General features: G+C 50.9%; 20 protein-coding genes and 1 other annotated feature. Of the genes, 8 read left to right on the plus strand and 12 right to left on the minus strand.

Annotated elements, in window-relative coordinates:
• The first annotated feature begins 3 nt into the window (after positions 1–3).
• Positions 4–822: an NAD kinase gene (locus tag EVJ34_RS06145; protein WP_201739923.1), complete on the plus strand. Its 819-nt coding sequence runs from the start codon at positions 4–6 to the stop codon at positions 820–822.
• A 43-nt stretch (positions 823–865) separates the two neighbouring features.
• On the opposite strand, the gene EVJ34_RS06150 is transcribed toward EVJ34_RS06145, so the two are convergent.
• On the minus strand, positions 866–2,446 hold the full coding sequence (locus EVJ34_RS06150; protein ID WP_131484970.1) for an amidohydrolase: 1,581 nt from the start codon (positions 2,444–2,446) through the stop codon (positions 866–868).
• Positions 2,447–2,520: 74 nt separating this feature from the next.
• Complete coding sequence (gene ezrA, locus EVJ34_RS06155; RefSeq protein ID WP_131484971.1) at positions 2,521–4,251, minus strand: septation ring formation regulator EzrA; 1,731 nt, start codon at positions 4,249–4,251, stop codon at positions 2,521–2,523.
• A 237-nt stretch (positions 4,252–4,488) separates the two neighbouring features.
• Between ezrA and EVJ34_RS06160 the strand changes: the two genes are divergently transcribed.
• Positions 4,489–4,971 carry a GAF domain-containing protein gene (locus EVJ34_RS06160; RefSeq protein ID WP_131437138.1) on the plus strand — a complete coding sequence of 161 codons (483 nt, stop codon included), beginning with the start codon at positions 4,489–4,491 and terminating at the stop codon, positions 4,969–4,971.
• A 223-nt stretch (positions 4,972–5,194) separates the two neighbouring features.
• On the plus strand, positions 5,195–5,794 hold the full coding sequence (rpsD, locus tag EVJ34_RS06165) for a 30S ribosomal protein S4 (RefSeq protein WP_029595169.1): 600 nt from the start codon (positions 5,195–5,197) through the stop codon (positions 5,792–5,794).
• A gap of 43 nt (positions 5,795–5,837) precedes the next feature.
• Here rpsD and EVJ34_RS06170 read toward each other — a convergent pair whose 3' ends face one another.
• Together EVJ34_RS06170 and tyrS are read right to left on the minus strand one after the other, a co-directional pair.
• Positions 5,838–6,464: a GTP pyrophosphokinase gene (locus EVJ34_RS06170; RefSeq protein ID WP_131437136.1), complete on the minus strand. Its 627-nt coding sequence runs from the start codon at positions 6,462–6,464 to the stop codon at positions 5,838–5,840.
• A gap of 108 nt (positions 6,465–6,572) precedes the next feature.
• Positions 6,573–7,820, minus strand: coding sequence for a tyrosine--tRNA ligase (gene tyrS, locus EVJ34_RS06175; protein ID WP_131484972.1), 1,248 nt, complete (start codon positions 7,818–7,820; stop codon positions 6,573–6,575).
• 47 nt (positions 7,821–7,867) lie between these two features.
• Positions 7,868–8,065: a binding site (T-box leader), on the minus strand.
• Between the two features lie 168 nt (positions 8,066–8,233).
• Between tyrS and EVJ34_RS06180 the strand changes: the two genes are divergently transcribed.
• The gene (locus EVJ34_RS06180) at positions 8,234–10,708 is read left to right on the plus strand and encodes a transglycosylase domain-containing protein (RefSeq protein ID WP_131484973.1); all 2,475 of its coding nucleotides are present in this window, start codon (positions 8,234–8,236) and stop codon (positions 10,706–10,708) included.
• A 44-nt stretch (positions 10,709–10,752) separates the two neighbouring features.
• On the opposite strand, the gene acsA is transcribed toward EVJ34_RS06180, so the two are convergent.
• Positions 10,753–12,459 carry an acetate--CoA ligase gene (gene acsA, locus EVJ34_RS06185; protein WP_131484974.1) on the minus strand — a complete coding sequence of 569 codons (1,707 nt, stop codon included), beginning with the start codon at positions 12,457–12,459 and terminating at the stop codon, positions 10,753–10,755.
• 155 nt (positions 12,460–12,614) lie between these two features.
• Here acsA and EVJ34_RS06190 point away from each other — a divergent pair, with 155 nt between their 5' ends.
• Genes EVJ34_RS06190 through EVJ34_RS06200 form a run of 3 tightly spaced genes read left to right on the plus strand, consistent with a single transcriptional unit; the run spans position 12,615 to position 15,055 of the window.
• Positions 12,615–13,244, plus strand: a complete 630-nt coding sequence (locus tag EVJ34_RS06190) for a GNAT family N-acetyltransferase (RefSeq protein ID WP_131484975.1) — start codon at positions 12,615–12,617, stop codon at positions 13,242–13,244.
• Between the two features lie 12 nt (positions 13,245–13,256).
• Complete coding sequence (locus EVJ34_RS06195) at positions 13,257–13,889, plus strand: acetoin utilization AcuB family protein (protein WP_131484976.1); 633 nt, start codon at positions 13,257–13,259, stop codon at positions 13,887–13,889.
• The gene (locus EVJ34_RS06200) at positions 13,886–15,055 is read left to right on the plus strand and encodes an acetoin utilization protein AcuC (protein WP_131437124.1); all 1,170 of its coding nucleotides are present in this window, start codon (positions 13,886–13,888) and stop codon (positions 15,053–15,055) included. The genes EVJ34_RS06195 and EVJ34_RS06200 overlap by 4 nt, the downstream gene beginning before the upstream one ends.
• A 50-nt stretch (positions 15,056–15,105) precedes the next feature.
• On the opposite strand, the gene ccpA is transcribed toward EVJ34_RS06200, so the two are convergent.
• From ccpA to EVJ34_RS06220, 4 genes are all read right to left on the minus strand, one after another.
• Positions 15,106–16,119 (minus strand): catabolite control protein A, encoded by a 1,014-nt coding sequence (gene ccpA / locus EVJ34_RS06205; RefSeq protein WP_034778263.1) that lies wholly within the window; start codon positions 16,117–16,119, stop codon positions 15,106–15,108.
• A gap of 126 nt (positions 16,120–16,245) precedes the next feature.
• On the minus strand, positions 16,246–17,337 hold the full coding sequence (locus EVJ34_RS06210; protein WP_131437122.1) for a bifunctional 3-deoxy-7-phosphoheptulonate synthase/chorismate mutase: 1,092 nt from the start codon (positions 17,335–17,337) through the stop codon (positions 16,246–16,248).
• Positions 17,338–17,473: 136 nt separating this feature from the next.
• Positions 17,474–18,160 carry a YtxH domain-containing protein gene (locus EVJ34_RS06215; RefSeq protein ID WP_131484977.1) on the minus strand — a complete coding sequence of 229 codons (687 nt, stop codon included), beginning with the start codon at positions 18,158–18,160 and terminating at the stop codon, positions 17,474–17,476.
• Positions 18,161–18,182: 22 nt separating this feature from the next.
• Positions 18,183–18,707: a DUF948 domain-containing protein gene (locus tag EVJ34_RS06220; protein WP_131484978.1), complete on the minus strand. Its 525-nt coding sequence runs from the start codon at positions 18,705–18,707 to the stop codon at positions 18,183–18,185.
• A gap of 172 nt (positions 18,708–18,879) precedes the next feature.
• On the opposite strand from EVJ34_RS06220, the gene EVJ34_RS06225 reads away from it, so the two are divergent.
• Positions 18,880–19,992 carry an aminopeptidase gene (locus EVJ34_RS06225; RefSeq protein ID WP_131484979.1) on the plus strand — a complete coding sequence of 371 codons (1,113 nt, stop codon included), beginning with the start codon at positions 18,880–18,882 and terminating at the stop codon, positions 19,990–19,992.
• A gap of 38 nt (positions 19,993–20,030) precedes the next feature.
• Here EVJ34_RS06225 and EVJ34_RS06230 read toward each other — a convergent pair whose 3' ends face one another.
• The 3 genes from EVJ34_RS06230 to EVJ34_RS06240 all read right to left on the minus strand — a co-directional run bounded on the left by EVJ34_RS06230 (position 20,031) and on the right by EVJ34_RS06240 (position 22,992).
• A complete protein-coding gene (locus tag EVJ34_RS06230) occupies positions 20,031–20,483 on the minus strand; it encodes a Dps family protein (protein ID WP_131484980.1) in 453 nt (150 codons plus the stop codon).
• A gap of 102 nt (positions 20,484–20,585) precedes the next feature.
• Positions 20,586–21,893: a UDP-N-acetylmuramate--L-alanine ligase gene (gene murC, locus EVJ34_RS06235; RefSeq protein WP_131484981.1), complete on the minus strand. Its 1,308-nt coding sequence runs from the start codon at positions 21,891–21,893 to the stop codon at positions 20,586–20,588.
• Positions 21,894–21,981: 88 nt separating this feature from the next.
• Entirely contained in the window at positions 21,982–22,992 is a 1,011-nt protein-coding gene (locus EVJ34_RS06240) for a hypothetical protein (protein WP_131484982.1), read from the minus strand.
• Positions 22,993–23,016 lie beyond the last annotated feature (24 nt).

The raw sequence follows: 23,016 nt of genomic DNA on the forward strand, positions 1-23,016 counted from the left end.
GGGATGACATGGATGAGAAACAACGTTTATTTGTACCATCGTAACGTCAACGACTTTACGAAAGAGGTAAAGAAACTAATCGAGATCGGTGAGAAACACGGCTTCAACGTCGTGAATCGTCCGGAAGACGCCAACATCATCGTCGCCATCGGGGGAGATGGCGCGTTCCTGCAGGCCGTCCGCTACACCGGCTTCCGTCAAGATGCCATCTACGTCGGGTTCGGGCGCGGCTTGAATGAGTTTTATTGCGACTTCGATATACATAAGCTCGACGAAGTCGATCGCTTGTTCTCGGACAACAGTGCTCGCATCGAAGCCGGCCTTGAAGTGCGGAAATATCCGCTTTTATCGGCGTCGATCAATGAATCGACACCGATGCTTTGTTTGAACGAAGCCTCAATCAAGTCGAGTATTATCAAATCACTCGCCATTGAGGTATATATCGATAACCTTCACTTCGAGACGTTCCGCGGTGACGGCATGGTTGTGTCGACGCCGACCGGATCGACGGCTTACAATAAGTCGCTCGACGGCGCAATCGTCGATCCGCTCATTCCGTGCATGCAAGTGAGCGAGATCGCGTCGGTAAACAACAACCGTTACCGGACACTCGGTTCCTCGTTCATCGTCCATGACTCTCGCAAACTGTCGCTTCGTATCGTCGAGGACGGGAACGACTATCCGATCATCGGGATGGATAACGAGGCGCTCAGCTTGAAGTATACGGATCGCATCGATATCGAGCTCTCTGACAAAGTCGTCAAAACGGTCAAGTTGAAAAACAACTCGTTCTGGCACAAAGTACAACGCTCGTTCTTCTAAACGACGAAAGGCTAGCCGTCCACATGGACGGCTAGCCTTTTTATTACGCGTTGACGACGTCGGCCTCGTATACCGGCGTGCCGTCGACGACTGTCATAACGAGTCGGTTATCGAGGATATCGCGTCCGTGAAGTTCGAAGAAATCTTCTTCCCACACTGTGAACGTTGCGTTATAGCTTTGAATCAATAGACCGTCGCGTCCGTGCGTGCCTGTGGCGACACGCGGTGCGTAGGTGAAGCTACGGAGTGCCTCATACATCGACAAGCGTTCCGGTGGATTGAGCGCGCCCGACCCCTCGAACGATTGTCGGGTCACGGCCCCATACAGGCCTTTCCGCACATCGACCGAAGAAATCGGAGCGTCACTGCCTCCGAGAACGAGCGCTCCCGTATCAAGCATCGATTTGAAGCGATAGGCGTTATCGACACGGTCGTTGCCGAGTCGGTCGAATAACAAGTTCATATCGTCCGATAAGAAGATCGGCTGCGCATCAATCAACACCGGCAGCGTCTGGATTCGCTTCAAAAATGCATCGTTCAAGAGCGAGGCATGGATGATTCGGTCCCGCGTCCCGCGCTTGGCTGGATACTTCTCGAGCAACCCAATAAATTGTTCGGCGGCGGCATCCCCAATGACGTGGGCTGCTACGTTCATGCCATACGAGCGCGCCTTTTTGACGAGCGCCTCAAGGTGGTCCGGACGATGGACCTCGATCCCGCGCTGACCAGGTTCATCCGTATACGGTTCCGATAAAAGTGCCGTCCGTCCCCCGAACGACCCATCGACGAACAGCTTCATCGCCCCAAAATCGAAACGCGGTCGTTTCGCGAGCGCGTCGTGACGAATCAATTGATCGACGACTTGTTCATGAACGAGCAGATGGGCATGGAACGGAAGATCTGCCAACACGTCCTCATACGCTTGAATCGCCTCAACCGGATCACCATGGTAGAACAGGTCTTCCGTATGGGCGCCGACAATCCCGTGGGCGAACAACGAGTCGATGGCCCGGTGGAGCGAGGCGACATTTTTCTCGCGATTCCCGCCGAGTTCTTTATGGAGCAAATCGAGCGCCGCGTCATAGAGTACCCCGTTCAACTTCCCGTCCGCGTCACGTCCGAGCTTCCCGCCTTCAATGACGGTATGATGGATCAGCCCCAGCCGTTCTAACCCTTTCGAGTTAACGACCGCAACGTGGCGACAAACGCGTTTCAAGACGACAGGACGGTCCGGGATGACAGCGTCAATCATCTCACGCGTCGGCATCTCGCCGAGCAGACGATCATTGAACCCCTCCGCGACGAGCCAATCGTCACTTCTGTCACTACCGCCCTTTTGCTTCATCGTTTCGAGTAACACCTGCAAATCCGTCGTTTCGGTCGCATCGATGCGGTCGAGCGCTTCGCCGTAGCCGATTAAGTGGATGTGTGAGTCGGTGAACGCCGGATAGACGCTCTTCCCTTCAAGATTCACAATTTGCTTGATTCTTCCGGCGTATGTACGACGAAGGTGGCCTTCTTCCCCCAGTTTCAATATCCGGCCGTGCTCGACATACATGGCGCGAGCCTGTTCATGCTCTTTGTTCATCGTATAAATCTTTCCGTTAACCCATAGCGTTCCCATCACAAAATTCCTCCTCGATTCAAAAAAGATTGACGTACACGTTAATTCCCGTTTACGTCAATCTTCATGCATCATTATTTTCGTAATAGCTCTTGTTGCTCCAAACCTTTTTCAACACGTTGGCGAATCTCACGGGCCGCACCTTCATCGAAGCGTCCGAGGACGCGTTCGCCGATTTCGACGGCCGTGCCGTACTCACCGTGCAAGAATTTGTTCTCGGCGAGCGTCAAGGCAATATGGACCTCGTTGTCACGCCGGCGATAGCGATTCGCATATTGCAGGAGTTGCTCCGCATACGTGACCTGGCGCAATAACGCTTTGACACGATCGCGGAAGTTGTCCATCGTCTCTTCGACGTCATGACTGAGTCCGACGATATACGTCATATTGAACGGCGCCTTCTCGAACTGTTCGTCTAACGATTGAACGCCTTTTTGCAGTTGCCGCATATCGTTCGTCAAATCTGTCGGGACGACCGGCATGGCACTCTTCGTGAGCAATCGCCGATGAGCCGATAGTTCCTTCTTCCAAGACTCGAGTTTGTTGCGGACCTCGATTTCTTCTTTGCGAAGGGAGTTCGTATTCTCGATAAATCGTTCATGCATGGCGCTAAACTGATCGAGCGACCGTTTTGCTTCTTGTACTTTCGACTTGATCATACTGAATGGGATCATTTGAGCGACAAGCGCTTGTTCGATATCGAGCACGTTCGCGGTGAGCGTCGCCCGTTCGCGTTCGAGCTGTTCAAATTCTTCTCCGACCCTCGCGTTGATTTCATAGTTGCTGACGAGTCGCGTCATCTCTTGATGAAGACGCGCCATAACTTCGCTCGTCTGACGTTCCCGGTCTTTCACGCTCGCAAATTCTTTCTTCACGTATTGGCGCGCGTCGACTTCTGTCCGGAACGCTTCAAACAACTGATCGATGTCCGAGCTGAGTTGCTGCATATCCATCTCAAAATGATCGAAGTCGAGCAGTTCGATGCGGCCCATAAGCGCGGCACGGCGATCTTCCGCTTGCTCAATCTCTTCTATTAAACCGAGCGGCTCAAGCGCGTATCCATCCATCTGCATCTCTTTATGACCCGATCGCAGCTGGTTGAGCTGTTGTTTCAAGTCGACTTGCACTGTGCGCACGAATTGCGGAATGACGCCGACGAGTTCACGAATCTTCGCCACTTTCTCAGATAAGACTTGTCCGGCGATATACGCCTCGGACACTTGGCCTTCTTGCTTCAGCGTGATCATCTCGGTTCGCTTCGCTTCCGCTGCCGCGATTTCGGACTCGACGAGCTCATACGTCGGACCGAACGCACTGTTCTGGGCGACGAGCGTCTTGCGGAATTGATACAGCTCTTTCTCGTCTTTTTTGACGATATCGAGGAGCGAGGAATGGTGTTGATTGAACTCATCCATCTCGTCGAGCATGGCGTGTACCATCGACTCGAGCTCTTCAATCAATTGTTCCGTCGCATTCAAATCCGATTTCACTTTAAGGAAGCGATATTTGTCCAAGTCTTCTTCCGCGTGATAAAGCGCCTCATCGATTTGCCCTGTATGTACGCTGACGAGTTCGTCCCACGACTGATGCCATCGTTCGAATTTTTCTTTCGTCTCGCCTTCCATCGGCCACTGTTTGAACTTCTGCAGTTCGGCCGGCACGCTGGCGCTGAGCACACTTTGTTTACGCATGTCTAAATCATCAATTTTCTGGTAAAAATTCCTTCGCACGAGCATGCTTCCAAGCATCGCCCCTAATGCGATGACAATGATTCCAATTAAAATTCCGTAGATTCCGTAATCCATTTCTGTCACAACCTCCAAGCCGCTTTCGTGGACTTATGTATCTGAATGAATAAATGAAGTATTTTATGAGTATAGATAATACTAATCATATTATAGAACCAATGATTTGCATAGGTTTTCCAACGGTTTAGGGAGAGAATGTTATTTTCCGCACGAATCTTTTAGGAAGACAAAACAAAAAAATGCGTGTACCATAATGCTAATCAATCTTGCTTTCATTCATTAGGAGGGAATCACATGTTCCAAACGACTACTTACACTGGCGACTTGGCCGCCGGTTATGACCTACTGAACAAACAACTCGCCGCACTTCTCGAAGGTGAGACGAACCGCGTCGCCAACCTTTCGAACGCGAGCGCATTGCTCAACCAATTCCTTGACCGCATCAACTGGGTCGGCTTCTATTTAACAGAAGGCGAAGACGCACTCATCCTCGGACCGTTTCAAGGCCTTCCGGCTTGCGTCCATATCGCATTCGGCAAAGGGGTATGCGGGACGGCCGCCTCGACACAAGAGACGCAACTGATCGCAGACGTGCACCAATTCCCAGGCCACATCGCTTGTGACGCGGCTTCAAACTCGGAGATCGTCGTCCCGCTCGTGCGTGACGGAAAGACCATCGGCGTCCTCGATATCGACAGCCCAGAGTTCGACCGTTTCTCAGACGTCGACCGTCAAGGGTTGGAGCAATTTTGCCAAACATTACTTCGCTTCATCTGATTGACAAGCGAATCGTTTCATCGTATACTGATTTTTGTGCATGAAATGACGATAGCAGTCATTGACAGACGTATCCACCTTTCGGGCCTCGACTGAGTCGGAGGAGCATCTCGTAGCTTCGCTATCAAGTGAAGGTGCTTGAACCTATGAAAGGGGCGTCACCCGTCTTTGACACCGTTGTTCTTTTGTGCAAAATACATGAACAACAAGGAGGAGTCCAAACATGGCTCGTTACACAGGTCCAGCTTGGAAACTCTCGCGTCGCTTAGGCATCTCGCTTAGCGAAACGGGTAAAGAATTAGCAAAACGTCCTTACGCACCAGGTCAACACGGAAATGGTCGTCGTAAAATCTCTGAATACGGTCTTCAGCTTCAAGCGAAGCAAGCACTCCGTCACATGTACGGAATCAACGAGAAGCAATTCCGTCGCATCTTCAACGATGCAGGGAAAATGCAAGGAATCCACGGTGAGAACTTCATGTTCTTGCTCGAGTCACGCCTTGACAACCTCGTTTACCGTATGGGTCTCGCTCGCACACGTCGTGGAGCGCGCCAACTCGTCAACCACGGTCACATCCAAGTTGACGGTTCACGTGTAGACATCGCGTCTTACCGTGTAAAACCAGGTCAAGTCATCTCAGTTCGCGAGAAGTCTAAAAACTTCAAAGCGATCGCTGAAGCTCTCGAAGTAGCACCAGCTACAAAAGACTACGTAACATTCGACGCTGAGAAGCTCGAAGGTACATTCGTACGTCTTCCTGAGCGTGCTGAATTGAACGACCAAATCAAAGAGCAACTCATCGTTGAGTACTACTCACGTTAATGCTTTTATCCCCTTCCCTGTCTCGGCAGGAAAGGGGATTTTTTTATTTCTTCAAAATTTGTTCGCGGATGCGGCCCATCTGTGTATCGAGCGCATCTGCCATATTCGCCGCCTCGGTCAACTCATGCCGTGACATCTCGGGAACTTGATGCTGGTATTTATATTGAAGCTTATGCTCCGTCGCTGCCCAAAAGTCCATGGCGAGCGTACGGATTTGAATCTCAGCCGGTACCCAGATGACGCGTTCCGCCAAGTAAACTTTCGTCCGGACGATGAGGTGCAGGCTCCGGTAGCCGCTCGGTTTTGGATGTTCGATATAATCTTTGATCTCATCAATCTGTAAATCGTCCCGTTTCTTCAAATGGTCGAGGATGGCGTAGATATCATCACGAAAACTCGTGACGATTCGGACCCCGGCGACGTCATAAATATTGTCCCAGAGCGCTTCCACTTCGAGGGGAAGCCCTTTTTGATTCATTTTTCGTACGATTGACGGCAGCGTCTTCATCCTCGTCTTCACATGTTCAATCGGGGAATAGCCGAGCCGCGTCTGCCAATCGAGGTCGATGATGCCGAGATCACTCTCGAGTTCGGTGATCGCCATCTCATAGTAGCGGAACCGCTCCCGCCATTGGTGGAACTGTTCGCCAAAAAACTCTTCGATATCCATAACAAAGCCTCCTTGTCGTCTATACTTGCCATCGTAGCAGACCAAATCCAGTTTGCGACAATAAAAAAACGTCCATGCTCGCAATTTTTGCGGACATGGACGGATAAATCAGACGTGACGAATCACGAAGTACTTTTTCTTACCACGACGGATGACCGTGAACTCACCGAGCGTATCGGCGTGTGTCACCGTCTTATCGAGCGCCTGTTCCCGCTCACCGTTCAAGTAAATCGCTCCGTTTTGAACATCTTCACGGGCTTGACGTTTCGATGGTGCAATCTTCGCTTCGACGAGAAGATCGACGAGGTTACGTTCGCCGTCAAGTTCGAACTGTGGCATGCCTTTGAAAGCAGCATCCATGTCTTCTGGCTTGAGTGTCTTCAAGTCGCCGCTAAAGAAGGCAGTCGTGATGCGTTGCGCTTGATCGAGACCCGCTTCGCCGTGGACGAGTTTCGTCATCTCTTCAGCGAGACGACGTTGAGCGACACGTCTTTCAGGAGCAGATGCCACTTCACTTTCAAGTGCCAAGATGTCGTCATGCGACATGAACGTGAAGTATTTGATGAACTTGATCACGTCAGCGTCGTCGACGTTAATCCAGAACTGGTAGAACTCGTAAGGTGTCGTCTTATCCGCGTCGAGCCAGACCGCGCCGCCGGCTGTCTTTCCAAATTTCTGTCCGTCCGATTTTGTCACGAGTGGCACCGTCAACCCGAACGCCTTCTCCGAGTGACCGAAGCGGCGGATGAGTTCGAGACCGGCCGTGATGTTGCCCCATTGATCGCTACCCCCGACCTGAAGTCGGCAGTTTTCATTCTCGTATAACTTCAAGAAGTCGAACGATTGCAAGAGCATGTATGAGAATTCCGTGTACGAGATCCCATTCTCCAAACGCGAGTCGACAGAATCCTTGGCGAGCATGTAACTGATCGGGAAGTGCTTCCCGATGTCGCGCAAGAAGTCGATAATCGACAGCTCTTCCGTCCACTCGTAGTTGTTGCGAATTGAAATCGGGTTCTCTCCTTCGAGCGGGAGGAAGCGGCTCAATTGGTCTTTAATCCGATCCGAGAATTCCTTGACCGTGTCGAGCGTATTGAGCGAACGCTCATCCGAACGACCTGACGGGTCACCGATCATGCCAGTCGCTCCACCGACGAGGGCGATGACGTGGTGTCCCGCCTCTTGGAAACGTTTGAGCGTTAAAATCGGGAGCAAGTGCCCGATGTGGAGCGAGTCCGCCGTCGGGTCGAACCCGGTGTAAAGCGTCGTCGGTTTGTTCAACTGTTCTTTCAATCCTGCTTCGTCCGTCATTTGGTTAACGAGACCTCTAAATTCTAAATCCTTCAATAATTCCATCTGTTCCACTCCTTCGATTGACATAAAAAAACGTCCCTTCTCATATGAGAAGGGACGGAGATTCCGCGGTACCACCCTAATTGCCACAGCTGTGGCCACTTGAAGCGAGAGATAACGGTCTCGACCCGGCCGAACGGCACGCTCCAAAAGTGTAATTCATCGGTTGACATTGGCTAGTTCACAGCACCCACTAGCTTTCTGGACAAGCGGTCAATCGACTACTTCGCTTTCTTCATCGCGTCTTTATTTATGGACTATGCTTTACATTTTATAAGTTCCTTTTCCAAATTGTCAACCAAGAAGATGGAAACTTGCATCAGGTAGTCGATTCGGGGTAAGGTCAGGAAAGACTTGTGCTATAATCGTATATAATACTGTCTAAAATAGTTTTACACCATATTAAGGAGGCTGTCATGCTGCAAAAGATTCGAGACATATGGAACCAACCAAAGTCCTTGAAAGCTCGCCGTTATGCCAATGTATTTTATGATGTGTCGTGGAACGTGCTACTCCTCACCATCATTTCTGTCGTCCTCATTGGATTTTTAGGCGCCGGGATTGGAGCGGGGTATTTCGCTTCCCTCGTCAAGGATATGCCGGCACCCGCATATAAGACGATGACATCACAAATCAACACATACTCATCGACTTCTGACATTTATTTTGGAAGCGGTGAACGGATCGGAAACTATACGACGGATGAAGTACGGGTTCCCGTCGCCGTCGAGAAAGTTTCTCCGTTCGTCGTCGACGCGTTACTCGCCACAGAGGACGTCGAGTTTTACGAGCACGACGGTGTCGTGCCGAAAGCGACGCTCCGTGCCATCTTACAAGAAGCGACCGGATCGGAAGACCGGACCGGCGGCTCGACGCTCACTCAACAGCTGATCAAGAATCAAATGTTGACGAACGAAGTATCGTTCGAACGAAAAGCGAAAGAGATTTTACTCGCCCTTCGTCTCGAGAAAGCGATGAACAAAGATGAAATCTTGAACGCGTACTTGAACGTCGTCTCGTTCGGACGGAACTCGATGGGACGCAACATCTCAGGGATTGAAGCAGCCGCTCGCGGCGTGTTCAACACATCGTCTGAGAAATTGACGTTGCCACAAGCCGCTTTCCTCGCGGGGATCCCGAAAAACCCGTTCCTGTACACACCGTATTACCAAGGGGGTGTCATTAAAGAGGACGTGTCACCGGCAATCAACCGGATGAAGACGGTACTCAATCGGATGTACGTCGCCGGCAAGATCAGTAAAAAAGACTATAATGCCGCCTTTAATTACGACATCACGAAAGACTTCATGAAAACACAATCGAAGCCGCGTGACCGATATCCGTACGTCGTCCAATGGGCAGAAGAAGATGCCCTCATCATCGTCCGTGACCACCTTCTTGAACAAGATGGTGTCGACTTGAACGAATTAAGTACGGAAGATCGAAAAGAAATTACGAACACGTATGGACGTCGTGCCCATAACGCACTCCGTCAAGGTGGATATAAGATTCATTTGTCACTTGATAAACAAGTACACGAATCGATGCAACAACCGGCCCGGAACGTCAATAACTTCGGACCAAATAACTCACCGAACATCGACCCCGAACAAGGTCCGGAGCAAACCGCAGCCATTATGCTCGACAACAAGACAGGTCGCATTCTCGGATTCGTCGGCGGTCGTTATGTGAACGGAAAAACGGATGATTTTAACCGTGCCCGTCTAATGGAACGTCAAATCGGGTCGACGGCAAAACCACTTCTCGTTTATGCGAATGCAATCGAGAAAGGTCTCATTACTACCGATACGGTGATCATTGATGAGAAATATAAATATCAAAATGGATCAAACCCAGACACGATTGAAATCAACAATGAAGATTTAACATTCCGAGGGCCGATGACGGCACGTGAGGCATTGAAACAATCTCGAAACGTCCCTGCTGTGAAAATCTACGAAGAGCTAGCGGACTTTAGAAGTGACACAGAGAAGCTGCTTCAAATGGGGATAAACGTCCCAGAGGAAACACGTGATGCGCCATCAATGGCACTCGGTGTCAGTTCAGTCGAACTAGCGGCACTGGCATCAGGTTACGCGATGCTCGCGAACGGCGGCGAACACGTTGAACCGTATATCATCGATCGCGTCGAATATCAAGGCGAGGTCATTTACGAGAAAAATCCGAAGAAAACACGGATTTACTCTGATCGCACCGCGTATCTGATCGTCGATATGCTCCGAGACGTGTACACATCTGGAACAGCGACATACGCCAAATCACTCTTGAACGTTCCTGGCGACTGGATGGGGAAAACAGGTACGACACAAGACCGCCGTGACTCGTATTTGGTCGGCTCGACTCCTGGCGTTACCCTAGCTGTCTGGACAGGTTACGATCAAGAAAATAGTCTAGTCGATGGTCAAGGATATGGGCGTTACTACCAACGGACGCAAGGCATGTGGTCTAAAATTGCCAACAACGTCTATCTCGATAGCCCGAATGTATTCAACTCGAACGCACGTTTTGTGCAGCCGGCTAGTGTAAGAGCAAGCGACTTCGGTGACTCTGGCTCATTCTCTGAGAAGAAGAAAGTCGAAGAGATTAAGAAGGAAGAAGAAGCGAAGAAGAAAGCCGAAGAAGAGGCGAAGAAGAAAGAAGAAGCGGAAGAGAAGAAACAAGAGGCTGAAGAAGAGAAACAAGAAGCTGAGGCTGCTGCGAAAGACAAGGCGGCCGCTGACGCGAAAGCGAAAGCTGAAGCTGACAAGAAGAAAGCTGAAGAAGAAGCGAAGAAAAAAGCTGAAGAAGAAGCCAAGAAGAAAGCCGAGGCCGAGAAAAAGGCTGAGGAAGATAAGAAGAAAGAAGACGCCGAAGAAGCAGACGGCGCCTAACCCGACAAGAAAGGTCGACACATCGCGTGTCGACCTTTTGTCGTTCAATCTTCCATTGTCGATAAGTCACCTGTCTCGAGATTCAATTCCCAAGCCTTCAAGACACGACGCATGATTTTCCCGCTTCGGGTTTTCGGAAGCTTGTCTTTGAACTCGATCTCACGCGGTGCCGCATGGGCCGCAAGACCTTCTTTGACGAACTTTTGAATCTCCGCCTTCAACTCGTCCGATGGCTCGTATCCTTTACGAAGCGCGATGAACGCCTTGATAATTTCCCCACGGACCGGGTCCGGTTTCCCTATGACACCGGCCTCGGCGACAGCCGGGTGCTCGACGAGACGACTCTCGACTTCGAACGGACCAACCCGCTCTCCTGCTGTCATGATGACGTCATCGACGCGACCTTGGAACCAGAAGTAGCCATCCTCATCCATATAGGCCGAGTCGCCTGAGACGTACCAATCGCCCCAGAAATAGCTCTCATACTTCGTATCGTTTTTCCAAATCTTCCGCATCATCGACGGCCACGGCGTCTTGAGTGCCAGGTTACCCATCCGATGCGGTGGGAGCGGTTGACCACGGTCGTCTAAAATTGCTGCCTCACAACCTGGGATAGCCTTGCCCATCGAACCTGGTTTAATATCCATCGTCGGATAGTTACAGATCATCATCGCACCAGTCTCTGTCATCCACCACGTGTCGTGAATCCGTAGTCCGAACGATTCGTTCCCCCAACGAATGACTTCCGGATTGAGTGGTTCACCGACCGAAAGGATATGACGGAGTGATGATAGATCATATTTCTCGAACGCTTCTTCGCCAGCACCCATGAGCATGCGGAACGCTGTTGGCGCGCTGTACCAGACCGTGACCTCGAACCGTTCGATGACCGAATACCAGAACTCAGGATTGAATCGTCCCCCGACGATCACGTTCGTCGCCCCGTTCAAGAACGGTGCGAAAATCCCGTAACTCGTTCCCGTTACCCAGCCCGGGTCAGCCGTGCACCAATATATATCGTCCGGTTGCAAATCGAGCACCCATTTCCCGGTCATCAAGTGTTGCACCATGGCGTTATGAACGTGCAGGACGCCTTTCGGCTTCCCAGTCGAGCCTGACGTATAATGCAAAATCATACCGTCCTCACGGTCAACCCACGTGATGTCGAGGTCGGTCGAGGCGTCACCCGCCAATTTACGGTAGTCGATGATTTTTCCTGACTCCTCCACCACGTCGCCGACGATTAAAATCGTCTCCAAGTGCGGAAGTTGATCGACCGGGACACGTGGCAAGAGCGCCTCGGTCGTCACGATGACTTTCGCTTCCGAATCGAGCAGACGATCGTGGACGGCTTGCTCCATGAACGCCTCAAACAATGGTCCAACAATCGCACCCAGCTTGAGTGTGCCGAGCAAAATAAAATAAAGTTCTGGACTCCGTGGCATGAAGATGAAGACGCGGTCGCCTTTCTCCACTCCAACCGATTTCAGAACGTTTCCGGACCGATTGCTTTCTCGTTTCATATCTTCATACGTGTAGCGCTCTTCTCGTTCCCCATCGAAATAGAGCAATGCCAATTTTGTGGCAAGTTCGCCTTCAGCATGACGGTCAATCGCTTCGTACGCCATGTTGACGTTCCCTGTCAAATTCCATGAACATAACGCTTCTGCTTGTGTCCACTCGAACGACTGACAAGCCTCTTCATACGACGCCAATTGATGTTCCCCTGATAACGCTTTCAATTTTTCCATCGCTAAAGATTCGCCTCCCCTGTAATGAATGGTATAACCACTTTCAGTATAGTGTTAATATTGTGACAAATCAATGAATTTCCAAAATCTCCAAAAGAGCGTGAACGAAGTGGGATGAAAGCGCTATAATAGAAGATGGAAAAGGTGGTGACTCCATGGAAAAACAATATCATTCAAAGGTGTGGGAAACCTCACTCGGAGCCGTAATCATCGATGGACCCATCGAAAGCGATAGACTAGCGACGTATCGCCTCGATGAGGGATTGACCGCATTTCGTGAACCTGAGGACCAACACAAGGCGCTCGTTGAAATCGCTGCCCTAAAAGAAGGCCGAATCATCGTGGCCCGCGTCGATGACCTGGTCATCGGCTACGTGACATATTTATATCCAGATCCGTATGAACGTTGGAGTGAAGGGAACGACCCGTATATTCTCGAGCTCGGCGCCATCGAAGTGAGCCCGCGTTACCGCGGCCAACGGATTGGAAAACAGCTCCTTGAGGTGTCGATGATGGACCCGCATATGGACGATTTCTTGATTTTGACGACGGAATATTATTGGCACTGGGATCTAAAAGGAAGTGGTCTCTCGATTTGGGATTACCGAAAAGTAATGGAGAAGATGATGAATCATGGCGGGCTCATCTTCTTCCCGACCGACGATCCGGAAATCGCTTCGCACCCGGCCAACTGTCTGATGGCAAGAATCGGTAAGAACGTCCGACAAGAGACGATCGACCATTTCGATTCACTCCGGCTGCGACGCCGGTTCATGTATGACTAAGGAGGGATTTGGATGCTGATTGAACAAATGATGAACCGTCATGTCGTGACGATTCAGCCGACCAATACGATCGCCCATGCGGCCAAGCTCATGCGCGATCATAAAGTACGCCATCTCATCGTCACGAATCCGGCCCGTCAAGTCGTCGGCATCGTCGGTCAGTTCGAGATGAGTGGTGCGACGAGCGTTTTCCACCCCGAAAGTGAAAGCGCAGACTTTAAAAACCCTGTCTCGAGCATCATGCGACAAGATGTGACAACGGCGAATCCGTACGATTTCTTCGAAGATGCGGCCGCCTTGTTTTATGAATATCGTTTAACATGTCTACCCATCATCGAACAAGGAAAGCTCGTCGGCGTATTGACTGAGACGGACTTATTGCGCTACTTCGTCCAATTGACCGGCGCACTCGAGCCGAGTTCGCAAATTGAAATCTTAGTCGAAAACACGACCGGTACGCTTGAGAAAGTGACGCGTCTCCTAGCCAAGACGAACGTCAACATCATTAACGTGTTCGTCCACCCGACGCCCGACCCTTACAAACGGATCATCTCGTTCCGCGTCCAGACGATGAATCCGCTGCGTATCATCGAACGGTTGAAGCGTGAAGGTTTCGATGTGCTCGGTCCGGAGATGTCCCAATGAGACCGGCCTACATATTCGGCGAGAACGAAAACTCGTACCGTTTTCACGAGGATCACCCGTTCAATCCGATTCGCCTGGAGCTGACGACGTCCCTCCTGAACGCCTCAGGTAAGCTCCAAGCCTCCGAGTGTATCGCCCCTCCCCTCGCCTCGGTTGAATCGCTCGCGCTCGTCCACGACATCGATTATATCGAGGCGGTCCAAGCAGCGGCCGCAGGTGAGCTGTCGACGTTAAAAGCGAACAAATTCGGTCTCGGGACAGAAGACACTCCAATTTTCCCGACGATTCATGAAGGGGCCGCTCGACTCGTGGGTGGGACGATACACGCCCTCGACTTGGTCGCGAGCGGTAAATTCGAGCGTGCCTTTCACGTCGGGGGCGGCCTGCATCACGGAATGAGACGAAAAGCATCAGGTTTCTGTGTCTATAACGATGCAGCTGTCGCCATTGCCCACGTCCGTCAGACGTACGGGTCGCGTGTGTTGTATGTCGATACGGATGCCCATCATGGTGACGGCGTCCAATGGCTGTTTTATGATGATGCGGATGTGATGACGTTATCGATCCATGAGACCGGTCGCTACTTGTTCCCTGGGACAGGAGCGGTCACGGAGCGTGGCAACGGAAATGGCTACGGATACAGCTGGAATGTCCCAGTCGATGCGTTCACCCAGGATGATTCTTTCCTACACTGTTACGAGACCGTGTTCCGGGAAGCGTGTGAGTGGTTCAAACCGGATATCATCCTGACACAGAATGGAGCCGACGCTCATGCGTTCGACCCGTTGACACACCTTGCCTCCACGATTCGGACGTTCGAACAGATTCCTCAAATCGCCTCTCGACTCGCCGATGAGTATACGGAAGGTCGCCTCGTCGCGCTCGGCGGCGGCGGATATGACTGGTATCGGACGGTGCCGCGCGCCTGGGCCCAAGTGTGGGCCGGCTTGACGCGCGAGGTGCCGTACAGTGGGGACATCCCGATTGAATGGATTGACCAGTGGCAGGCCAAAGCCGATCAACCTTTGCCCACGCGTTGGGATGATCACACGTACACGTTCCAACATATTCCCCGGCGCCAACAGATCGAAGAGAAGAACTGGGAAGTGTCGAAACGCGCATTTTGGCCGTTCATCTCGAACGATCGCAAATCAATATATGTCTAAAAAAATCCCCTCGTCCGCGGAGTGACTCCGACAGGCGAGGGGATTTTTATTCAGTCTTGGCGTACCGAATCGCGACGTTCGATGCGGTGCGGTAAGACGACGTTTTTCTCTTCGATTTCTTCAGCGTTCAAGATTTTCGTCAAGAGACGCATGGCAACGGCACCGATGTCATACATCGGTTGGACGACCGTCGTCAATTTCGGACGAATCATCGTCGCGAGACGCGTGTTATCATGGCCGACGACTTCAAAATCGTTCGGGACCGAGAAACCGGCGTCTTGAATCGCGTGAATGACACCGAGTGCCATCTCATCCGTACCGGCGAAAATCGCTTTCGGGCAATCGTCACGTTCGAGCATCTTCTGCATCGCCTCAAGGCCTGATGCGTACGTGTAATTCCCGAGGACGACGTCACTCTCACGGAACGGGAGTCCGGCGTCGTCAAGGGCACGGCGGTAACCAGAGAATTTCTTCTCGCCATTGATTTGTTGCTCGAGTGGTCCCGTGATGAAGCCCACTTGTTTATGACCGTGGCCAATCAACATTTCGGTCGCATCGTATGCCGCTTGCTCATAATCGATGTTGACCGCAGGGAGATCATACCCTTGGTTGAGTGTCGCCGCAAGGACGATTGGGACCGGTGACTTTTTAAACTCGTTGACGAGGTCTTCGTGCAGACGACCGCCCATGAAAATGATACCGTCGACTTGTTTTCCGAGCAACGTGTTCAACAAATGAATCTCTTTGTCACGGTTCGAGTCTGAGTTCCCGAGGATGATGTTGTACTTGTACATCGTCGCGACGTCCTCGATTCCGCGCGCGAGGTCTGCGAAGAAGATGTTCGAGATATCAGGGACGATGACGCCGACCGTCGTCGTCTTCTTGCTGGCAAGTCCACGGGCGACGGCGTTCGGGCGATAGCCGAGACGGTCAATCGCATCTTGGACTTTCTTGCGGGTCGTCGGTTTGACGTTCGGGTTTCCGTTGACGACGCGTGAAACGGTTGCCATCGACACCCCGGCTTCTCGTGCGACATCATAGATCGTTACATTGTTACTATTCATTAAAACTCCTCCTACAAGCAATGATTTTCAAACGATTTTCAAAAAACGTGTCAAAAAAGGAAGACAGGTATCTGTCATCATTTTACCCTGTCTTCACGCTATATAAAACGTTTCCAATTGGAAAGCTTACTTTTTTACCAAATCAAGTTGAGGGAACTGAGCCGTTAGCCCGTCCACGAATTGATCGAACTGGTCGAAATCGAGTTGTTGCTGGGCATCTGATAAGGCGATGGCCGGGTTCGGGTGTACTTCCACCATAACGCCATCCGCTCCGACCGCAAGCGCTGCTTTCGCTGCCGGAAGTAGCAAGTCGCGTCGTCCTGTCGAGTGCGTGACGTCGACCATGACCGGCAAATGCGTCTCTTGTTTCAAAATAGGGACCGCTGTAATATCGAGCGTGTTGCGCGTCGCCCGTTCATACGTCCGAATCCCTCGCTCGCACAAGATGACTTGGCTGTTGCCGCTTGCCATAATATACTCGGCCGCATAGATGAACTCTTCAATCGTTGCCGACAAACCGCGCTTTAAGAGCACCGGCTTATCCGTCTTCCCGACTTCTTTCAGCAAGTCGAAGTTTTGCATATTGCGTGCGCCGACTTGGATGATGTCCACATAAGGAAGTGCCGACTCGACGGCACCAGGCGTCATGATTTCAGAGATGACCCGCAAGTCATGACGATCTGCCGCTTGCTTCAACAGTTTCAATCCCTCGAAACCGAGCCCTTGGAAGTCGTATGGGGAGGTGCGTGGCTTGTACGCGCCGCCTCGCAAGATTTTCACACCGGACAACGCCAATTTTTCGGCGACGGCATTCACTTGCTCAAATGATTCGACCGCGCATGGACCTGCAATCAATTGCGGGCGTCCATTGCCGATCGTGACATCATCGAGCGTGACGATGGTGTCTTCAGCTTGGCGCTTCCGCGAGACGAGCAACGTCTTATCTCGATCTTCCCCTTGCAGTTCGGCCGAGGCTTTAAACATCTCTTTGAACAGATGCTGCAAGCGCGCCGTTTCGAACGGCCCCGGATTCTCCGCAGCGACGAAATCGAGCATCTCACGTTCACGTACCGGATCGTATCGCTCCACACCTTGCAGACGTTTTACTTTTCCAATCTCAACAGCGAGTGTGCCGCGGCGGCTGAGCAAGTCGAGCATTTCACGATTCAACTCATCCATCTCGCGACGTAATCGATTCAACTGATCTTGTGGACTCATAATTACCCTCTCATTTCTAAGCCGTTCTTTCCAGATTCTTAATTATAACGAACTTTAATCGCTTTGTCATAAGGAAATGGGCTGACGACACAAAATCAACAAAAAAAGCGCCCGGATAGACCGGACGCTCGAGACATTACTTGTTGCCGTTTTTTAAGTCGTTTTTCAAGTCCTTCAATTCTTGTTTCGACTCATCGTCGAGCAAATCTTTGACAGGGGCTTCAAAATCCGATTCGTAGTTCTCTGATTGGTCACGACTGCTCGATGCTTCTTGTTTGTTCGTCGCCGTTTTTTTTGTGTTCGCCTTGTTTTCAGATGCCTTCGATTTTTCAGTAGACGCATCAGATTTGGCGTCTGCTTTCGACGAATCATTCGCATCTTTCGGTTCGCTCGATTGATCTTCTGAAGCGCGATCCAGTTGCTCTTTTACTTCAGCTTCTGCCTCGGCTACGAGTTGATCGGCTTTCTCCATCGCCTCTTCAATTGACAACTCGTCTTCATCGACTTGTTGTTTCAATTCTGCGGCTTCACGCGCTTTATCTTTAACGAGGTTCAAGACCGGCGCTGCTTTATCGCTCGCGACTTTAATCCATTCGCCGACGACTGGCTCCGCTTTTTCGCGTACTTCTTTCGATTTGACCGTCAATCGCTCACGCGACGTCGCCGTCTTCTCATCTAAATACGTACGCACTTCCCGACCGCTCTTCGGTGCTGTGAGGAGCGCCACGGCTGCACCGATTACGCCGCCGAGAACGACACCTGCCAAAAATCCACCGCTCGATTGCTGTTCGTTGTTATATGTTTTGTTCTTGTCGTATGTCATCGTTACTTCCTCCTTTTGCTAGTTATGATTTAATCGTATCGTCTGTCGCAATCAATCCTGGTGAGACCGTTGTCGGTTCTTGTTCTTGCTTCCGGTCCCGACGTCCACGACGACGTGATGGTCGTTCGTCAGAAGACGTTTCAGGTTTATTTTTCTTAAATAATTCTACAGCGACAGATCCCCAACGTACCGCTTGGGCAATCTGGTCTTTATTTTCGTCTGCTGCCACGTGAACAGAAGAAGAAACCGTTCGTACCGATTCTGTCACTTCGTTAAGTGACGTGCCAAGCTCATCAAGGGCGTGAGCCACCGGTGCGAGCAATTCTGTTTTCTCTTCGACGTTATCTACGAGACGGTTCGTCTTATGTAAGAGCGCCGTCACTTCCATTGTGATTCCGTCTAATTGACGTTCTAAGTTTTCGGTCGTGTTGGCGACGCTACCGAGTGTCCGATTGACGTTCGACAAGACGCGAGCCAAGAAAAATACGAGTACGACAAATGCGAGTGCCGCGATGAGCCCTGCAATGCCTCCTAATGTGATTTCCATGCATCCATTCCTCCTGTTCGATAATGTGGTGTTTTCATTATAGCACCATTATGACTGAAAAGATTTGTCACAACCGTTTTCGCCATCCGGTCTGATTATTCCTTTACCCGTTTTTATGTTTTCGATTACACTAAAATAGAAATAAATTTAAAAAAGTTAAAGGGGTGGACGTATGAGAGATCCAAGAATCACGCAACTCGCCGACGGATTAATCAATTATTCAGTCGAATTAAAACAAGGGGAACGCGTTCTAATCGAAAATTTCGGTGTCGAGGAGTCGCTCGTCGAAGCGCTTGTCGAGAAAGCGTACGAAGCCGGGGGGCATCCGTTCGTCTTGTTGAAAGAGAGCCGTATTTTGCGCAAGCTCTACACGGGGGCGAGCCGGGAGCAGCTTGAGCTCATGGCCGACATCGAGCGCAAACAGATGCAGGCGATGGACGCCTACATCGGACTTCGGGCCGGTGATAACATTAACGAGCTATCGGACGTTCCGGCCGAACAACAAAAACTCGTCGGGGCCACGATCGGCAAAATGCATACCGAGGACCGCGTCAAAGGTACGAAATGGGTCGTACTCCGTTACCCGTCGCCATCGATGGCGCAACTCGCTGGTAAATCGACCGAGGCGTTCGAAGATTTCTATTTCAACGTCTGTACACTCGACTATGGGAAGATGGACCGAGCCATGGACGCACTCGTCACGCTCATGAACGAGACGGACCGTGTCACCATTAAAGGGCCGGGAACGGACCTCACCTTCTCAATCAAGGACATCCCGGCCATTAAGTGCTCGGGTCAAATGAACATCCCGGACGGTGAAGTGTTCACAGCGCCGGTTAAAGACTCGATTAACGGCGTCATCACCTATAACACACCGTCTCCGTATCACGGCTTCACGTTCGAGAACGTGTCGTTGACGTTCCAAGATGGAAAAATCGTCGACGCGACGGCGAACGATACAGACCGGATCAATGAAGTGTTCAACACGGATGAAGGCGCACGCTATGTCGGCGAATTCGCCATCGGCGTCAACCCGTACATCCAGCATCCGATGAAAGATATCTTGTTCGACGAGAAAATCGACGGCAGTTTCCACTTCACACCGGGTCAGGCTTACGATGATGCCTATAACGGGAACGACTCTTCAATTCACTGGGATCTCGTCAATATCCAACGTCCTGATTACGGCGGCGGTGAGATTTGGTTCGATGACGTCTTGATTCGCAAAGACGGCCGTTTTGTCGTCGATTCACTCTTGCCACTCAACCCAGAAAACTTAAAATAAAAAAACAAGCGTGCCGATTGCGGCACGCTTGTTTTTTATTACAGTTTGGTCTTTTTGCCGAGCGCTGCCGACATCATCCAAATCTCTTTCTCGAGGCGTTCGATGTGAGACACGAATGTGTCTTCGATCGCTTCATCCCCGTCTTCGAAGTTTTCCATCGCGTCTTGCATCTCTTGACGGATTTGTTTGAAGTCACCGATGACGTCTTTGATCATCTGCTCGGTATCCGCGTGACGATCCCCTTCTTGCAACGTCGAATGTTCGAGATATTCTTTCATCGTCGCATACGGTTCGCCGTCATTCATCAAGAGACGCTCCGCCACGTCGTCGTACAATTCAGCGACGAGGTTATACAGTTCCTCTAACTTTTCGTGATACGTGAAGAAGTGAGGTCCGCTAATGTACCAGTGGTAGTTATGCAGTTTGACGAATAAGAGGCCGTAGTTGGCCACCTCTTTGTTCAATGTGTTCAAAGCACCTTGGCTTGCCATCCTTAACATCTCCTTTTCCAAATTCGGTCGCTAATACTATTACCGTCTTAGCTTGAGATTAAACACAAAAAAAGCGAACAGCTTAAGCCGTTCGCTCTCGATTCACGCTTCAAGTTGGACGTGATTCTCATATTCACGTTGATACGTTTGGATGTCTCCGGCTCCCATGAACAGGAGAACAGCATCTGTATGTTGACTTAAGACGCTGACTCCGCCCCGCTTCAAGACATTCGCGCCTTCGATGCGCGATTGCAAGTCTTCAATCGTGACCGTGCCTTCTTGTTCGCGAGCCGAACCGAAGATGTCACACAAGTATACAGCATCCGCTTCAGCTAATGCCGCAGCGAAATCATCCATGAATGATTTAAGGCGGGTATACGTGTGTGGTTGGAAGATGGCTACAACTTCACGGCCGACATATTTCTTACGCGCCGCTTCGACTGTCGCACTGATTTCCCGTGGATGGTGGGCATAATCATCCACTAACACTTGGTTTCCGAGCGTCGATTCGCTGAAACGACGTTTCACGCCGTTAAACGTCTCAAGACGATCTTTGACCAACTCTTTCGGTAAGTTCTCATAGTCACATGTCGCGATGACGGCAAGGGCGTTCAAGACGCTGTGGTTGCCATATCCCGGAATGCGGAACGTCCCATAGAAGTCGTCACGTAAGTAGACGTCAAACGTCGTCCCGTTGTCCGTCGAGTTCACGTTCTCGGCGCGGAAGTCGTTATGGGCGCCAAAACCGTAGTAGACGATTGGCACGTTCGCTTGAATGTGTTGCAGGTTTTCATCATCGCCACAAGCGATGATGCCTTTTTTCACTTGTTTCGCCATCTCTTGGAACGCATCGATGACGTCATCGAGACCCGAGAAGTAATCCGAGTGATCAAAGTCGATGTTTGTCATGATTGCGTAGTCTGGACGGTAGTATAAGAAGTGACGCTTGTACTCACATGCTTCGAATACGAAGTTTTTCGAGTCTTCGACCCCTTCTCCTGTGCCATCGCCGATCAAGAACGACGTCGGCTCGATGCCGCGCATGACGTGGGCTAAAAGGCCTGTCGTCGATGTCTTACCATGAGATCCCGTAATGGCGACACTCGTGTAGTGGTCGGCCAGTTCGCCGAGAAACTCATAGTATTTGTATATCGTCAATCCGAGCTCGCGCGCCCGAACGACTTCAGGGTGATCGTCAGTGAAGGCGTTGCCCTGTACGACGATTTGCCCTTCGGTAATATTTTCAGGATCAAACGGAAGGATTTCAATTCCTTTGCGATTCAATGCTTCTTCAGTAAAAAATGCTTTGTCAACGTCCGAACCTCGGACCTCATTGTTCATGTCATTTAAAATTTGAGCTAAAGGACTCATGCCCGTTCCTTTAATTCCGACGAAGTGATAACGGTTCATCTGTAAATAGCCCCCCTAATTCATTGCGGTCTGCAGAAAAAATGCGACAAACCTTTGTCATTATAGCAAAACTCCAGGAGTCATGCTATTACAGATTATTGTTTTTTTTCGCCAAACGGCGACTCTTGTACATCGCCATCCGGTCTTGCGGCGTCATCATGACGTTGAGCGGAGGGCCTTCCGCTTTGTATGTGACGCTCATCGCAGGCGTCAACTCCTCTTCATCGGGGACTTCAATCGTGTCTTCGCTCTGTAATGTTTTCGCAACATCTTCGACAATCGGGGCCACCGTCTCGACCGGCGCCTCAAGCGAAACGTCTTCTTCGGTCACGTCCTCTTTTTCTTCCCGGACAGCAAGTTTCGATGATTTTAATTCGGTCGAACCCATGAACACCGAGGCGAACCCGCTCTCTAAAATCGAAACTTCTCCGAGTAACGGTTTGATGTCTTGTTCAGTCGTCTCGGTTTCAGAGACGATTGGATTTTCCTCGGTCGTTTCCGTGGAAATAATCGTTTCTTCGCTCGGCACGTCCGCTTGCTCAGTGACAATTTCCTCAAGTTCTTCCACTGACGGCTCTTCTGCAACCGGTTCTTCTACAGCCGGCTCTTCTGCAACCGGTTCTTCTACCGACAGTTCTTCCACTGACGGCTCTTCTACTGCCAGCTCTTCTGCAACTGGTTCTTCCACCGACAATTCTTCTGCTGATGCCGAATCAAGTTCATCCGTGCGCGCGTCAAAAGATTCCATTGTCGTTTCGTCAACGGTCAGTTTCGGTTCCTCGATAGGTTCCATGTCAAGCTTTGGTTCAACCGGAACAGCTGGCGTTGGGACATCATCAGCTACTCGTTCAACCGGTTGCGCGACCCGTCTTGCCTGCCTGACCGATAAGTCGTCTCTCGTCTCGGGAGAATGCCCGATTGGGAGTTCAATTTTCGGTTTAGGTCGAGCGTAACCGTAAATCGGTGATGGCACATCTGACGGAATGAACTCATCCTTCGGTTCGGGCTTCGGTGCAGGTGCACCTTTCTTCCCTTCTTGGGAAAGTTCACGCCGAATTCGGTCTGCTTGTTGTTTTAATGAACGTTCATAGGCATCCATACTTGATTCCTCGCTTTTTCACTC

Origin of the sequence: Exiguobacterium sp. SL-9 (assembly GCF_004336985.1) — a bacterium.
Lineage (GTDB): Bacteria > Bacillota > Bacilli > Exiguobacteriales > Exiguobacteriaceae > Exiguobacterium.

Bases quoted from the DNA above. Each gene is read 5' to 3' on its own strand.
- acsA (WP_131484974.1), bottom strand. From the start codon at position 12,459: ATGGAAAAATTGAAAGCGTTATCAGGGGAACATCAATTGGCGTCGTAT.
- murC (WP_131484981.1), bottom strand. From the start codon at position 21,893: ATGAACCGTTATCACTTCGTCGGAATTAAAGGAACGGGCATGAGTCCT.
- EVJ34_RS06200 (WP_131437124.1), top strand. From the start codon at position 13,886: ATGAGACCGGCCTACATATTCGGCGAGAACGAAAACTCGTACCGTTTT.
- tyrS (WP_131484972.1), bottom strand. From the start codon at position 7,820: ATGGAATTATTGAAGGATTTAGAATTTAGAGGTCTCGTTAACCAAATG.
- EVJ34_RS06170 (WP_131437136.1), bottom strand. From the start codon at position 6,464: ATGGATATCGAAGAGTTTTTTGGCGAACAGTTCCACCAATGGCGGGAG.
- EVJ34_RS06150 (WP_131484970.1), bottom strand. From the start codon at position 2,446: ATGGGAACGCTATGGGTTAACGGAAAGATTTATACGATGAACAAAGAG.
- EVJ34_RS06195 (WP_131484976.1), top strand. From the start codon at position 13,257: ATGCTGATTGAACAAATGATGAACCGTCATGTCGTGACGATTCAGCCG.
- rpsD (WP_029595169.1), top strand. From the start codon at position 5,195: ATGGCTCGTTACACAGGTCCAGCTTGGAAACTCTCGCGTCGCTTAGGC.
- EVJ34_RS06215 (WP_131484977.1), bottom strand. From the start codon at position 18,160: ATGACATACGACAAGAACAAAACATATAACAACGAACAGCAATCGAGC.
- EVJ34_RS06225 (WP_131484979.1), top strand. From the start codon at position 18,880: ATGAGAGATCCAAGAATCACGCAACTCGCCGACGGATTAATCAATTAT.
- EVJ34_RS06190 (WP_131484975.1), top strand. From the start codon at position 12,615: ATGGAAAAACAATATCATTCAAAGGTGTGGGAAACCTCACTCGGAGCC.
- EVJ34_RS06180 (WP_131484973.1), top strand. From the start codon at position 8,234: ATGCTGCAAAAGATTCGAGACATATGGAACCAACCAAAGTCCTTGAAA.
- EVJ34_RS06220 (WP_131484978.1), bottom strand. From the start codon at position 18,707: ATGGAAATCACATTAGGAGGCATTGCAGGGCTCATCGCGGCACTCGCA.
- EVJ34_RS06210 (WP_131437122.1), bottom strand. From the start codon at position 17,337: ATGAGTCCACAAGATCAGTTGAATCGATTACGTCGCGAGATGGATGAG.
- ccpA (WP_034778263.1), bottom strand. From the start codon at position 16,119: ATGAATAGTAACAATGTAACGATCTATGATGTCGCACGAGAAGCCGGG.
- EVJ34_RS06145 (WP_201739923.1), top strand. From the start codon at position 4: ATGACATGGATGAGAAACAACGTTTATTTGTACCATCGTAACGTCAAC.
- EVJ34_RS06230 (WP_131484980.1), bottom strand. From the start codon at position 20,483: ATGGCAAGCCAAGGTGCTTTGAACACATTGAACAAAGAGGTGGCCAAC.
- EVJ34_RS06240 (WP_131484982.1), bottom strand. From the start codon at position 22,992: ATGGATGCCTATGAACGTTCATTAAAACAACAAGCAGACCGAATTCGG.
- ezrA (WP_131484971.1), bottom strand. From the start codon at position 4,251: ATGGATTACGGAATCTACGGAATTTTAATTGGAATCATTGTCATCGCA.
- EVJ34_RS06160 (WP_131437138.1), top strand. From the start codon at position 4,489: ATGTTCCAAACGACTACTTACACTGGCGACTTGGCCGCCGGTTATGAC.